Annotated in this window: 11 protein-coding genes; 1 reads left to right on the top strand and 10 read right to left on the bottom strand. The window is 68.4% G+C overall.

The features are described 5' to 3' along the window. Positions 1–130: 130 nt before the first annotated feature. Complete coding sequence (hrpB, locus tag EO174_RS00585; RefSeq protein ID WP_126941609.1) at positions 131–2632, bottom strand: ATP-dependent helicase HrpB; 2502 nt, start codon at positions 2630–2632, stop codon at positions 131–133. A 182-nt stretch (positions 2633–2814) separates the two neighbouring features. On the opposite strand from hrpB, the gene EO174_RS00580 reads away from it, so the two are divergent. Then, on the top strand, positions 2815–4932 hold the full coding sequence (locus EO174_RS00580) for a methyl-accepting chemotaxis protein (protein WP_164740025.1): 2118 nt from the start codon (positions 2815–2817) through the stop codon (positions 4930–4932). 311 nt (positions 4933–5243) lie between these two features. Here the strand turns inward: EO174_RS00580 and EO174_RS22840 are convergent, their stop codons facing one another. From EO174_RS22840 to EO174_RS00530, 9 genes are all read right to left on the bottom strand, one after another. Continuing rightward, positions 5244–5756, bottom strand: a complete 513-nt coding sequence (locus EO174_RS22840; RefSeq protein WP_164740019.1) for a hypothetical protein — start codon at positions 5754–5756, stop codon at positions 5244–5246. Positions 5757–6278: 522 nt separating this feature from the next. Next, entirely contained in the window at positions 6279–6752 is a 474-nt protein-coding gene (locus EO174_RS00565; RefSeq protein WP_016901421.1) for a DUF1456 family protein, read from the bottom strand. Between the two features lie 104 nt (positions 6753–6856). Further along, a complete protein-coding gene (gene uraH / locus EO174_RS00560) occupies positions 6857–7216 on the bottom strand; it encodes a hydroxyisourate hydrolase (RefSeq protein WP_053046052.1) in 360 nt (119 codons plus the stop codon). Then, positions 7186–8607: an FAD-dependent urate hydroxylase HpyO gene (hpyO, locus tag EO174_RS00555; protein WP_126941607.1), complete on the bottom strand. Its 1422-nt coding sequence runs from the start codon at positions 8605–8607 to the stop codon at positions 7186–7188. Before hpyO ends, uraH begins: the two co-directional genes overlap by 31 nt. After that, complete coding sequence (gene uraD, locus EO174_RS00550) at positions 8604–9095, bottom strand: 2-oxo-4-hydroxy-4-carboxy-5-ureidoimidazoline decarboxylase (RefSeq protein ID WP_126941606.1); 492 nt, start codon at positions 9093–9095, stop codon at positions 8604–8606. Before uraD ends, hpyO begins: the two co-directional genes overlap by 4 nt. Beyond that, positions 9092–9487, bottom strand: a complete 396-nt coding sequence (gene hpxZ, locus EO174_RS00545) for an oxalurate catabolism protein HpxZ (RefSeq protein ID WP_104583916.1) — start codon at positions 9485–9487, stop codon at positions 9092–9094. The genes uraD and hpxZ overlap by 4 nt, the downstream gene beginning before the upstream one ends. Continuing rightward, positions 9484–10374, bottom strand: coding sequence for an allantoinase PuuE (gene puuE, locus EO174_RS00540; protein ID WP_126941605.1), 891 nt, complete (start codon positions 10372–10374; stop codon positions 9484–9486). The genes hpxZ and puuE overlap by 4 nt, the downstream gene beginning before the upstream one ends. Continuing rightward, complete coding sequence (locus EO174_RS00535) at positions 10371–11627, bottom strand: alanine--glyoxylate aminotransferase family protein (protein WP_126941604.1); 1257 nt, start codon at positions 11625–11627, stop codon at positions 10371–10373. Before EO174_RS00535 ends, puuE begins: the two co-directional genes overlap by 4 nt. Further along, positions 11617–12888: an allantoate amidohydrolase gene (locus tag EO174_RS00530; RefSeq protein WP_104583913.1), complete on the bottom strand. Its 1272-nt coding sequence runs from the start codon at positions 12886–12888 to the stop codon at positions 11617–11619. Before EO174_RS00530 ends, EO174_RS00535 begins: the two co-directional genes overlap by 11 nt. Positions 12889–13461: the final 573 nt, after the last annotated feature.

Genomic DNA, 13461 nt, shown 5'->3' with positions numbered 1-13461 from the left:
CTTCCCTTCTCCCACCGGGAAAAGGTGCCCGAAGGGCGGATGCGGGTACGGGCGAAGCCCTCGCGTTGTTCAACCGCAGGTGGCTTCGCTCGTACCCTCACCCAGTCCCTCTCCCGCGGGGAGAGGGGCCTCAAGTGCCACGTGGTTTTGCTCTATGGGTTGCAGTCGCAGTCCAAGGATCGTCGGGCCACGGATGTCTGGGATACCGCCCCTTCATCTCCTTCCTGACATCCGGATAGGTCGTGACCCAGAAGCTCTTCAGATCCTGGGTGACCTGCAACGGGCGCCCGCCGGGCGAGAGCAGATGCAGGGTCAGCGGGATGCGGCCGTCGGCAATGCGCGGGGTTTCGGCAAGGCCGAACAGTTCCTGCAACTTGACCGCCAGCACCGGCGGCACCGGCTGCCCGGCGTGGTCGAGGGCGTAGACGATCTGCCGCTCCATGCCCGAGGGCACGCTGATGCGGTTGGGCGCGTGGCGGTCGATCAACTGGCGACGGTCCCACGGCAGGGCGCCCTTGAGCGCTTCGCCCAGCGTGGCGTCGTCCAGCGCATCCAGGCGGGTCTTGCCGGCGAAGGCCGGGCGCAGCCAGGTGTCCAGCGTGTCCAGCAGCGCCGTATCGGACAGATCGGGCAGCGCCAGCTCGGGCATCCAGGCGCGCAACGATTGCAGGCGTGCACGCCATTGGCGCAGGCCGTCGGTCCAGGGCAAGGCATCCAGGCCCAGCTGACGCACAGCTTCGGTCAGGGCGCCGGCGGCTTGCGCCGGATCGACGCGGCCGGCCGGGCGGCTGTCGAGCACGATGCGGTCGAAGCTGGATTGCCGGCGCGCGACCAGGGCGCGCTTGTCTGCATCCCATTGCACCAGGTCCTGCTGCACGAAGCGCTCTGGCACGCTGCGGCGCAGGTAGCCTTCATCCACCGGCGCGGCGCGTAGCAGCAGCGCGTCCTTGGCTTCGTAACGCAGTTCGCTGGCGACCAGCCACGGCTCGCCGCGCAGGTCGCTGTGGTCGAACAGGCGCGCGCTGCGGCCGTTGGCGAGCAGGTAGCGCAGCGGGTCGTTGGGGTGGCGCGCGGCAATGCGGTCGGGGAAGGCGTGCGAGAGCAGGTCGCCCAGTGCATGCGCCTCCACGCTGGCAGGCGGGGCGCTGTCGCAGCGCAGCCGGCGTCGCCATTGCTTGGCGGCGCTGTCGATCGCGGCCAGGCCGCCGCGGTTGGCATCGTGCGCGCTGCGGCCTTGCCGGAAGGCAGCCAGTGCGCGCCAGCGCGCGGCCAGCCCATCGCCGCCCTGACGCAGCGGGTCGCGTGCTTCCAGCAAGGCGGCCAGGTCGCAGGCCAGCGCCACGCGGGTCACATCGCCGGCCTGCACCAGCATCGCGGCCAGGCGCGGATGGGTGCCCAGCGCGAGCATGCGCCGGCCCAGCGCGGTGATGCCGCCGCTGCCGGTGAGTGCGCCCAGTCGCTGCAGCAACTCGTGCGCGGCGGCCAGCGCGCCGGCCGGCGGTGCATCGACGAAACGCAGCGCGGCGCTGCCCCAGGCGGCCAGTTCCAGCGCAAGGCCCGCCAGTTCCACCTGGGTGATCTCCGCGCGCCGCTGCGGTTCCAGCCGTTGCGATTGCGGCCACAGCCGGTACGCCCAGCCGCTGGCCACGCGCCCGGCACGGCCGGCGCGCTGGTCGGCCGAGGCCTGCGCAATGGTGGTGATGTCCAGCCGCGAGAAGCCGCTGTTGGGGTCGTAGTGCGGCTCGCGCGCCAGCCCGCTGTCGATGACCACGCGCACGCCGGGCAGGGTCACCGAGGACTCGGCGACGTTGGTCGCCAGTACCACGCGGCGGCGCCCCGACGGGTCCGGTTGCAGCACCTGGCTTTGCGCCTCGACCGACAGCTCGCCATGCAGCGGCAGCACCTGCACGGCCGGGTCCAGCACGTCCTGCAGGGCGCCGTGCACGCGTGCGATCTCGCGTTGGCCGGGCAGGAACACCAGCACATCGCCCGGATGGGCGGCCAGGGCGTGTTCCACTGCGCGCCGGGTCTGCGGCTCCAGCGCTTCGTCGCGGCGCGCGGGGAAGTGCGCGACCTCCACCGGGAAGCTGCGCCCGGCGCTGCTCAGGCGCGGCGCGTCGAGAAAGCCGGCCAGGCGCTCGCCATCGAGCGTGGCCGACATCGCCACGATGCGCAGGTCTTCGCGCACCTGCGCCTGCACGTCCAGCGCCAGCGCCAGGCCGAGGTCGCCGGCCAGATGGCGTTCGTGGAATTCGTCGAACAGCAGCGCGCCGACGTGCTCCAGCATCGGGTCGTCCTGGATCATGCGGGTCAGGATGCCCTCGGTGACGACCTCGACGCGGGTGCGCGCGGAGGTCTTGTTCTCGAAGCGGATGCGGTAGCCCACGGTCTCGCCGACCGGCTCGCCCAGCTGGCGCGCCATGAACACGGCGGCGCTGCGGGCGGCCACGCGGCGCGGTTCGAGCATCACGATCTTGCGACCGGCCAGCCATGGCGCGTCCAGCAAGGCCAGCGGCACCTGGGTGGTCTTGCCGGCACCGGGCGGGGCTTCCAGCACCAGCCGTGGATGGGTGGCCAGGCTGTCGCACAGCTGCGGCAGCAGGGGGGAGATCGGAAAAGCAGGCTCGGTCATGCGCGGGAAGGATACGGGGCCACCACCGATGGCGCGATGGTCGGGCGGACGGGTGAAGCATGTCGGGGAATCCGGAAGTGCTCACCTCTTTGGGCATTCAAGGCAGATTCTGGCGCCGGGCGCTGCTTCAGATCGGTAGTACACCTGTCGATAACCGGTGCAATTCCCACTCTGGATGCCCCATGTCTGTTGCCACACCGAAATTCGTCAGCCTGCAAAGCAAGCTGCTCGGCGCGCTCGCGCTGGGTCTGTCGGTCATCCTGCTGTGTGCCCTCGGTGGTTTGGGCACGGCGTGGCTGAGCCTGTCGGGCAAGGTACCGCCGGAGGTGGCGCAGGCCTCCAGCAGCGAGGAGATCACCCGCGACTTCCGCCTGCAGGTGCAGGAGTGGAAGAACGTCCTGATCCGCGGGCGCGACCCGGCGCAGCTGGACAAGCACCTGGGCGCCTTCCGCGAGCAGGGCAGGAAGGTGCAGGCAGGCACCGAGGCGCTGGCCAAGGCCACCCGGGACCCGCAGGTGCGGACGCTGGCGCAGGACTTTGCCAAGGCGCATCTGGGCCTGCAGCGCCACTACGAAGCAGCGCTGGGCAGGTTTGCCGAAGCCGGTTACGACACCCAGGTCGGCGACCAGCTGGTCAAGGGCCAGGACCGCGCGCCCAGCCAGACGCTGGAAGCGCTGGTGACGCGCAGCAAGACCCTGGCCGATGCCGCGGTGCTGGCCGGTTCGCAATCGGCGCAGCACAAGCTGGTGCTGTCGGCGGTGGCCACCATCGTGGCGGCGTTGTGCCTGGTGGCGGTGCTGGGCTGGTGGATCCGTCGCTCGATCGTGCGCCCGATCGAACACGTCGCACGCGCGGCGCGCCAGGTGGCAGCCGGCGATCTGTCGGCGCGTGCGGCGGTCAGCAATCGCGATGAAATCGGTCTGCTCGGCCAGGCCATGGGCCAGGTGGTCAACACGCTCAGCGATGTCTCCACCGCGCAGGCCGACATGGCGCAGCGCCACGAAGCCGGGCAGATGAGTTACCGCATGGACGCGCAGGCCTTCCCGGGCGCGTACGGCCGCATGGTCGACGACACCAATGGCCTGATCGGCGCACAGGTCGGTCTGATCGGCAACATGCTGCAGGTGATGCAGCATTACGCGGTGGGCGACATGTCGGTGGATATGCCGCGCCTGCCGGGCGAGAAGGCGCAGATCACCGAGGCGATGGACACCACCAAGCGCAACCTGGCGGCGATCAACGGCGAAATCCGTGGCCTGGTCGACGCGGCTGCGGCCGGCGACTTCGCCACGCGCGGAAATGCAGAGGCCTACCAGTTCGAATTCCGCGCCATGGTCAGCGGCGTCAACGGCCTGATGCAGAACGTGGACCAGAACCTGGCCGAGCTGTCGCAGCTGCTCAAGGCGATTGCCGATGGCGACCTGACCGCGCGCATGCACGGCAACCAGCAAGGCGTGTTCGCGCGCATGCGCGACGATGCCAACGCCACCGTGCAGCGCCTGACCGATATCGTCGGCGACATCACTCTGGCCGCGCAGACCATCCGCACCGCCTCGGCGGAGATTGCCGCCGGCAACAACGACCTGGCGCAGCGCACCGAACAGCAGGCAGCCAACCTGGAAGAAACCGCCGCCTCGATGGAAGAACTCACCTCCACCGTGCGCCAGAACGCCGACACCGCGCAGCAGGCCAGCCGCGGCGCGCAGGCGGCCGCGGAGATCGCCGGCCGCGGCGGCGAGATGGTGGCCAGCGTGGTCGACACCATGGGCGAGATCGAGGTCTCGTCGAAGAAGATCGCCGAGATCATCAGCGTCATCGACGGCATCGCGTTCCAGACCAACATCCTGGCCTTGAACGCGGCGGTGGAAGCCGCACGGGCGGGCGAACAGGGCCGTGGTTTCGCCGTGGTCGCCTCGGAAGTGCGTGCGCTGGCGCAGCGTTCGGCCGGCGCGGCCAAGGAGATCAAGCACCTGATCGATGCCTCGGTGGACAGCGTGGAGCGTGGCAGCGCGCGCGTGGATCAGGCCGGGCAGACGATGCAGCAGATCGTGCAGTCGGTGCAGCAGGTCACCACCTTGATCGCGGAAATTTCCGCGGCATCGCGCGAGCAGTCGTCCGGCATCGAGCAGGTCGCCCGCACGGTCAACGACATGGACGAAACCACCCAGCGCAATGCCGCACTGGTGGAAGAGGCCTCCGCCGCGGCACGTGCAATGCAAGAGCAGGCGGTGGAACTGAGCGAAGCGGTAGCGGTGTTCCGTCTGGATGCACGCCGGCCGCGCCTGGCGGCTGCGGCGTGACCGACGAATGTCGTGGTTGCCGTCGGTGCGAGGGAGGTCCTGATCGGGCCCCTTCGCGCCGAAGTGCGTAGAGCGGCAGTCGTCAGTGCGTAGGCTTGTACGGAATGATAAAAAAAGCGCGTATCTGTTTTTGATGAGGGCTTGTTGAGGTGCGACATAATCATGCCTGGACCTTGCCAGTCAGCGGTTTCGCCTAATCCAACAAGGTCCACGTGGCCTTTTAGTGGCCCGGAGACGGTAGTGATGCCGTTTCCGGTCTCACTGATCAACGGCGTGGAAGGACCTGGGTTAGGGAAGACTCTGCAGTCCTGTCACTTCGCTCGCGTGATTGGCGGATCCATATCGCCCTGGTACTGCTTTCCGAAGCATCTGCGCAATCGCTGATCGCGCTCGCGTTGGTTGCAGGGTCGTTCCAGCGCGCCGGTCAGCGACAGCGCGGCACCGGCGAGCTTGGAACGAAAGGCCCAGGTCTGCTGAATCTCGCCGCCGTCCGGCGTCCAGTCACCAGCAAAGCGGGTGGCCTGATAGTCCACCGGCGCGGCGCGTTGCATGAAATTGCGTGTGGGCGTTGCCGTATCGACGACGGTGGCCGGTAGTGAAAGATTCAACGACTGCGAAGTATTACCAGATGTAGCGACGGGGCTGTCTGATGAGCGTGCTGATCGCCGCATGTCCACCTGTGGCAGTGTTTGCGTGCTGCGAGGCATCGCCGCGCTCGCTGTATTTACCACGCGTCGCGACGATGGCGACCCAGTGATCATGCCGGGCGGTGATGCCTGTGGACCGGCTGCTTGCAGCGGGCGCGGTAAAAACACCAGCGTCATGCGCGGCGAGCTGCTGCGCTGGCGATCGGTTACAGCGACCGGTGGTATGCGGCTTAGCCAAAGCGCGAATACACCATGCAGTGCGAGCACCAACAAGATAGCAAGGGCGGGTTCGCCTTGCCGATCGCGTGGACGGTGCTGTGTTGCAGGTTCCATCCGATCACGTCCGTGTGCGCTGAACGCGAGCGTATCGACAGCGCCATTGGATTTGCGTTACGCGCCGCGGCGAGCAGGCACACTTTGCCTGCAATCTCGCTTGGTCCTTGCCTGCCCACCGTCGCGGGACCTTGAGCGGCATGGATGCCGCGCCAGAGCCTCCATGGACGGATTCACGGCGTGTCCTGCGATGGTGGGCGGGCAAGGGCCGTGCAGCCAAGCAACAGATCGACCGCTCCACGATCGATCCATCGACACTATCCAGCCACTTCGAGATACACGAAAACTGCGCTAAAAACCTGCGAATTCAAGTCGCGGCGTCGTCGCACGATCAGGCCAAACCAGGCCGACCTCGGTATCAGGTCGTCAACCCGCTTCGCGCATCCGGGCGGTCAGGCCCTTGAGGAAGGCGCGCAACAGCTGGTCGCCGCAGGGGCGGAAATTCTTGTGGCCGGGCTGGCGGAACAGCGCGGACAGTTCCGGCTTGGACAGCGGGAAGCCGGCGCTGGCGAAGATGGCGTGCATGTCCACGTCTTTCAGCTCGAAGGCCACGCGCAGTTTCTTCAGCACCAGGTTGTTGCCGACACGGGTTTCCAGCGGACGTACCGGCTGGCTTTCGTCGCGGCCGCGGAAACGCAGCACCAGGCCGTCGAGGAAGCGCGCCAGCATCGCGTCGGTGCAGGGCTCGAAGCCGGGCTCGTCCTCCTTCTTCAGCCAGGCCTGTACCTGCGGCTTGTCGAGCGCGAACTCCGGGTCGGCCAGGTGGGTGATCTCCACTACCTTGTCGTCGCTGAGGTCGAGCATGTAGCGGATGCTGCGCAGTACATCGTTGTGGATCATGACAATTCCGGGGCCCCGGCCTGTCGCCGGAAAGGCGCCATTCTACGGGGCCGATGCGCAACGCGGCGTATGCCCCGCCGGTCCGTTGCCGAAGCGGCGGACGCTCAGCTGCCGCGGTAGGTGGAATACCCGTACGGCGAAAGCAGCAGCGGCACGTGGTAATGGCCGTCGTCGGCGATGCCGAACGCGATCGGGATTTGCTCCAGGAATGGCGGGTCCGGCAGTGCGGTGCCGGTGGCACGCCAATAGCCGGCCACCTCGAACTCCAGCCGGTAGCGGCCGGGTTGCAGCGTGAGCGCGGCCAGTTCGGGGCAACGCCCGTCCTGGTTGGTGACCCCGGCAAAGTGCAGGCCGGCGTCGGCGAACAGACGCAAGGCGATGCCGGCGGCGGGGCGGCCGGTGGCGGTATCCAGCACATGGGTGGACAGCGTGCTCATGCCACCGCCTGGGTCGGTTGCGGCCATTGGCCGACGAATTCGGGCTGGTCGTAGGCCAGGTAGCAGTCGACGATGGCCTGGCGGTCGTCCAGGAACAGCTGATCGGCCACCGCGCGGGCCAGCCGCGGCAGCGCGACCTTGAGCCCGGACAGCGCTGCCGCCGACGGGCCATGGTTGATCAGCGCCGAATAGTTGAAGGCGAACACCCCATGCAGCAGCGCGGCATCCTCGGGCGTGCGCGGCAGCAGTTCGAAGCCCGGCCCCAGGTAGGGATGTGCATCCAATACCGGATTGGCCTGGCCCGGCGGCGGCTGGTAGCGGTCGGCCCAGCAGGCGATGCGCCCGGACAGCGCGGCCAGTTCCGGGCGCAGCTGCGGGTCGGTGACCAGGCCGGTGGCAACGGCGAGGAAGTCGAAGCGATGCTCGCCCTGCGGCGTACGGACCACTACTTCGCCATCGCGCTCGGCCACCTCCAGCCACGGCGCGCCCAGGTGCAGCGCAAAGCCGGCATGCGCGCAGGCGCGTTGGAAGGTGTCGTTGGTCGGCGGCTGGTTGTGTGCGAAGAAGCTGGCCATCATCCGGTACTTGTCCGCATCCGGCAGCGTGAGAAAGCGCGGAATGATGCCGGCCTGTTCCATGTGGCGGAACGGATTGATGCGCGGCAATGCGCTGCGGCGCACGAACACCTCCGCACTGGCGACGCCTTGATCCAGCGCGAAACAGGCATTGTCGAATGCCGAGGCGCCGCCGCCCAGGATGCCCACGCGCTTGCCGGCCAGCGCGGCGAAGTCGATGTGGCCGGAGGTGTGCGCGTAGCGCTCTGCGGGCAGGGCGCGGCTGATCCAGTCCGGCACCATCCATTGGCCGCCGCCCTGGATGCCGGTGGCCAGGATCAGCTTGCGCGTGAGCAGCGGCGCGCCCATGGCCAGATGCAGGCGGTGGATGCCCGGCGCCACGTCCGGCTCCACGCGTGCCAGCTGGGTGGCATTGCGCACCGGCAGGCGCAGCACCGCGCGGTACCAACGCAGATAGTCCATCCAGCTGCCGCGTGGAATCTTGTCCAGCGCGTCCCAGCCGGCGCTGCCGTGCTGGGCTTCCCACCAGGCGCGGAAGGTCAGCGACGGCACGCCCAGGTCGATCGAGGTGATCTGCTTGGGCGTGCGCAGGGTCTGCATGCGCGCATAGGTCACCCACGGACCTTCCTGCCCCGCGGCGTTTTCATCGATGACCAGCACGTTGTGCACGCGCTCGCGTTGCAGTGCGAACGCCGCGCCCAGGCCGCTCTGGCCGGCGCCGACGATCACCACGTCATACACGTGCCCGGCCGGATGCACGCGCGGCTGCGTCCATGCATCGCCGCCGTGGGCCAGGCGTTGCAGATCGTGGTGGAGCTCGCGTTCGAGTTGGGCCAGGCTCATGGCAGTGCCTCCAGGCGCAGGGATACGATCTTGCCGATCTCGGCGAGGGCGGTGGACAGTTCTTCGCTGCGCGATGCATCCAGCCGGCGTTCCAGTGCGGCCAGGATGCCGGCCTTGTCGTGCAGCCGCACGCAGATCACGAACGGAAATCCGAACCGGTGGCGATAGGCCTGATTGAGCGCGTGGAAGCGCTTGAACTCGGCGTCGCTGAGCCTGTCCAATCCGGCCGCGGCCTGCTCGGCCGCCGACGCGGCGGTGAGCGTGCGGTCGATTGCCGCCTTGCCGGCCAGCTCCGGATGGGCGCGGATCAACGCAACCTGGTCCTCCTGCGACGCGTCGAACACCACCTGCATCAGCCCGCGGTACACATCGGCGAACGGGCGCCGCCGTGCAGCGCGTTCGACCACCCACGGCGAATGCTCGAACAGCTCGCGGTAGCGCGCCACGAAGGCGGCATCGTCCAGCATGTTGTCGTCGAGCGCGCTCATGCATGCGTCCCCTGCAGCGAGACATGCGCGGCGACCACCTTCCAGCCGTCGGAGAACCGCACCCAGCTCTGGCTCTGGCGGCCGCGCGCGCTGCTGCCGGCACGAACGAATTCCGCATGTGTGGTGGCGAAGTCGTGACCGAAGCCGTGCACCTGCACCTGCACGAGCTGGCGTTGCGGCGAGCCGCCGCGCCCGATGCGAAAGGCGCGGATCGCCTCGATGCCGTACAGCACTTCGCCCACGCCGTAGCGCACCGTGCTGGGTGCGGGGTGGAACAGCGCATCCATCGCGGCGATGTCGTCGTCCATCAGGGCCTGTTCGTAGGCATGGAAGGCCGCGGTCACTTGCGCGATCACCTCGGGCAGGTCGATGTCGGTGGTGTCGATGCTCATGCCGGATGGACCTGCAGCCAATGCCGCGCGATATCGATGCGGCGCGCAATCCAGGCATCGCCGCTGGCCAGCACGTGATCGACAAACCGTGCCAGGGCCGCGGCACGCGCCGGCTTGCCGACGATGCGCCCGTGCAGGCCGATCGACAGCATGCGGCCGCCCTCGCTGCGCAGTTGCTCGAAGCCATCGCGCAGGTAACGGAAGAACGGCTCGCCATCGGCAAAGCCGTTGTAGGCGACGAACTTCATGTCGTTGGCGTCCAGTGTGTACGGCACGATCAACTGCGCGCGGCCGTGGCGCGTGTCGTAATACGGCACATCGTCGGCATAGCTGTCGGCGTCGTAGACAAAGCCGCCTTCTTCGGCGACCAGGCGCGCGGTGTTGGGGCTGGTGCGGCCCTGGTACCAGCCCAGTGGGCGGCTGCCGGTGACACGGGTGTGCACGGCGATGGCCTGCGCGATATGCGCGCGCTCGGTGGCCTCGTCCACCCGCTGGTAGTCGATCCAGCGCAGGCCGTGGCTGGCGATTTCCCAGTCGGCCGCCTGCATCGCGGCCACCGCCTCGGGGTTGGAGGCCAGTGCCTGCGCCACGCCGAACACGGTGACCGGCACATTGCGCGTGGTGAACAGCCGATGCAGCCGCCAGAAGCCGGCGCGGCTGCCGTATTCGTACAGGCTTTCCATCGCCATGGCGCGCGCGCCGGGCTGCGACTGGGCGCCGACCATTTCCGACAGGAAGGCTTCCGAGCCGGCATCGCCGTTGAGCACGCAGTTTTCCGCGCCCTCTTCGTAGTTGATGACGAACTGCACCGCGATGCGTGCGCCTCCGGGCCACTGCACCGCAGGTGGGGTGGCGCCATAGCCGACCAGGTCGCGCGCGGTGTTCATGCATGCGGCTCCGCGTGCCAGGCCGCCAGGGCGGCGTCCACCGCCAGCCCCGGTGTGCAGGCGTAGCCTTCGGCGCGCAGCACCGCTTCCAGCGCGGCCAGGGTGATCAGCACCTTGTGCTTCATCGCGTTGTAGCCCATTGCGCCGATGCGCCAGATCCTGCCCTGCAGTGGGCCGAACGCGGTGCCGATCTCGATTTCGAAATCCTCGCGCATGCATCGGCGTACCGCATCGCTGTCGATGCCGGGTGGAATCACCACGCCGGTGACATTGCTCATGCGGTGCGCATCGTCGCCGAACACCTCCAGCCCCAACGCGCGGATGCCTGCGCTCACCGCACGCCCGGCGGCGGCGTGGCGGGCGAAGCGGGCGTCCAGGCCTTCCTGCAGCGCCACGCGCGCACATTCGCGGGCGCCGTACAACATGGTGGTGGCTTCGGTATGGTGATTGAGGCGCTTGTCGGACCAGTAATCCATGATCATCGCCAGATCGAAATAATTGGAGGCGATGCGCGGCCCGCTGCCGTTGACGATGTCGGCGCGCACGATGCCGCGTTCGACATGGCGGCGCGCGAAGATCGCCTCGGCCGCCGCGTTGGAGACGGTGATCGGTGCCGAGCCGGACGGCCCGCCCAGGCATTTCTGCAGGCCGCCGGTGACCACGTCCACGTCCCAGCGATCGCTGGCGATCTCCATGCCGCCGATGGTGGCAGTGGCATCCACGTAACTCAGCGCGCCGGCCGCGCGGCACAGCGCGCCCACGCCATCCAGCGGCTGGGCCATGGTGGTGGAGGTGTCGCCGTGCACGGTAGCGACCAGCTTGGGGGCCACGCGCTCGATCGCCTCGGCGATTGCAGCAAGCGGCACCACGTCGCCCCAGGGCGCATCCACGGTGTGCACGTCGGCACCGAGCCGGCCGAGGATTTCGGTGAGCAGCAGGCCGAAACGGCCGAAGTTGATCACCAGCACGCGGTCGCCCGGTCTGACCAGCGATACCAGCGCCGCTTCGATACCGGCGCGCGCGGTGCCATCGACCAGAAACGTCCAGCGATTCTCGGTGCCGAACAGCGGCCGGTACAGCGCCATCACCTCGTTCATGTAGGTGGTCATTTCCGGGTCGAACTGGCCGAGCAGGTCGGCCGCCATCGCGCGCAGCACACGCGGATGCGCATTGACCGGGCCCGGGCCCATCAACAGCCGTTGCGGGGGATCGAGCTCGCCGAAGGTGTGCAGGTGACGCAGATCAGGTGACAAGGGGATCTCCCAGGTGTTCGATGAAGTGGCGCATGACCGCCAGTGCGAGCTCGGCATCGGCCGGGGCCACGTGTTCGTCCGGATGATGGCTGATGCCGCCGGCGCAGCGCACGAACAGCATCGCGGTGGGGCAGAGCGCGGCCATCACCATCGCATCGTGGCCGGCGCCGGACACCAGCTGGCGTGGCGCGATGCCCTGTGCGGCGACTGCGTGTTGCAGACGGGTCATCAGCGCCGGTGCGCAGGGGCTGGCGGCCAGCGTCTGCAACGGGTCGATGGCGATGGCGATGTTGCGGGTTTTGCTGATACGGGCCAGTGCGCGTTCGATCTCCAGCACTGCCGCATCGCGCGTTGCATCGTCGCCGGCACGCACGTCCAGCGTGCAGTCCACCCGGCCGGGCACCACGTTGGTGGCGCCGGGTGCGACGTTGAGCTTGCCGACCGTGGCGACCAGATCGTCGCTGCCGGCGCGTGCAATCCCTTCGATCGCCAGCAGGGCCTCGGCAGCGGCGCTCAATGCATCGCGACGCAGGGCCATGGTGGTGGTGCCGGCGTGGCCGGCGCGGCCGTCGAAGCGCAGCGCAAAGCGCCGCTGCGCCGCGATCGCGGTGACGATGCCGACCGGCAGGCCTGCCGCTTCCAGCACCGGGCCTTGTTCGATATGGGTTTCCAGATAGGCCAGCACGCTGCCGGGCGCGCGTGCGGCCTGCTGGATCTGCGCGATATCCAGGTCCCACTCCGCCAGCGCTTTGGCCACGTCGATGCCGGCCGCATCGGTGACCGCCAGCGTGGCGGGGTCGAGCGTGCCGGCGACTGCACGGCTGCAGAACATCGAGGCAGGAAAGCGCGACCCTTCTTCGTCGCCGAAGGCGATCACCTCGATTGCGAACGGCAGGCGCCGCCCCTGCGCATGCAGCGCGGCGACGCATTCGATGCCGAGCAGGATGCCGAGCGGGCCGTCGTAACGCCCGGCATCGCGCACGCTGTCCAGATGGCTGCCAATCAGCAGCGCCGGTGCGTCGGCGCGTGCACCTTCGTAGCGGCCGACCAGATTGGCCGCTGCATCCAGCCGCACCTGCATGCCGGCCTGGTGCATCCACTGGCCCACCTGTGCAACGGCGGCGCGATGCGCCGGGCTGAGCCAGGCGCGGAACAGCCCGGCGGGTGTGTCGCTGTAGGGCGCAAGTCCCAGGGCATCGCAGCGGGCAACCGCGCGTGCGCCCGAGCAGGGGGCGGATGAGGTGCGTTGCGCGCTCAGCATGGGGTGCCGTGCGAATGTGGTGTTCTGCCGGCGCTGCCAGGACCGCGATGCGACAGGAACTGGTGCATGAGGCCTCCGCAGGCGGCGTGGAAAGGGGGGAGCACGCTGGGCGGTCCATTGCCCGGCGACATCGTGGCGACAGGCGCGCGTGGCAGGCGGCGCCTGTCGATTCGACTATACGAACCGGCCCTGTCACCCCAAAGCGGTTTTTTTAGGGGTGCGCGTTGCAAAAAATGCGACAGGCAGCTTGCACAGCGTTGTGCACCTTCTCCCGTCGGGAGAAGGTGCCCGCAGGGCGGATGAGGGGGCGCCACACAGGGCTCTCAGCCCTTGCAATGACAAACGCGCCGCCACGCGGCATCAGAAGTGACACCTCGCCTGCTTGGCCACTTGCCCTCACCCGAACCTCCGCGCAGCGCCCCGGTGCGCGCTGGCGGCGCGGTCGCACCACTGCAAGCACGCTCGTCGCGTGCAGGCGCTGCATCAGCGTCCCCAGCGGGAGAAGCGCAGTCCACGCGGTCCCCATGGCACCAACTGCTACAGTTTCCCGTATTCCATGAAAGAGATTCACCA

Origin of the sequence: Xanthomonas sp. BRIP62418, assembly GCF_003993495.1 — a bacterium.
In the GTDB taxonomy this organism is placed as follows: Bacteria; Pseudomonadota; Gammaproteobacteria; order Xanthomonadales; family Xanthomonadaceae; genus Xanthomonas; species Xanthomonas euroxanthea.
The sequence above is the reverse complement of the archived record's forward strand: the minus strand, read 5'-3'. Positions and strand labels throughout refer to the sequence as shown.

Bases quoted from the DNA above. Each gene is read 5' to 3' on its own strand.
- hrpB (WP_126941609.1), bottom strand. From the start codon at position 2,632: ATGACCGAGCCTGCTTTTCCGATCTCCCCCCTGCTGCCGCAGCTGTGC.
- EO174_RS00580 (WP_164740025.1), top strand. From the start codon at position 2,815: ATGTCTGTTGCCACACCGAAATTCGTCAGCCTGCAAAGCAAGCTGCTC.
- EO174_RS22840 (WP_164740019.1), bottom strand. From the start codon at position 5,756: ATGACGCTGGTGTTTTTACCGCGCCCGCTGCAAGCAGCCGGTCCACAG.
- EO174_RS00565 (WP_016901421.1), bottom strand. From the start codon at position 6,752: ATGATCCACAACGATGTACTGCGCAGCATCCGCTACATGCTCGACCTC.
- uraH (WP_053046052.1), bottom strand. From the start codon at position 7,216: ATGGCCGCAACCGACCCAGGCGGTGGCATGAGCACGCTGTCCACCCAT.
- hpyO (WP_126941607.1), bottom strand. From the start codon at position 8,607: ATGAGCCTGGCCCAACTCGAACGCGAGCTCCACCACGATCTGCAACGC.
- uraD (WP_126941606.1), bottom strand. From the start codon at position 9,095: ATGAGCGCGCTCGACGACAACATGCTGGACGATGCCGCCTTCGTGGCG.
- hpxZ (WP_104583916.1), bottom strand. From the start codon at position 9,487: ATGAGCATCGACACCACCGACATCGACCTGCCCGAGGTGATCGCGCAA.
- puuE (WP_126941605.1), bottom strand. From the start codon at position 10,374: ATGAACACCGCGCGCGACCTGGTCGGCTATGGCGCCACCCCACCTGCG.
- EO174_RS00530 (WP_104583913.1), bottom strand. From the start codon at position 12,888: ATGCTGAGCGCGCAACGCACCTCATCCGCCCCCTGCTCGGGCGCACGC.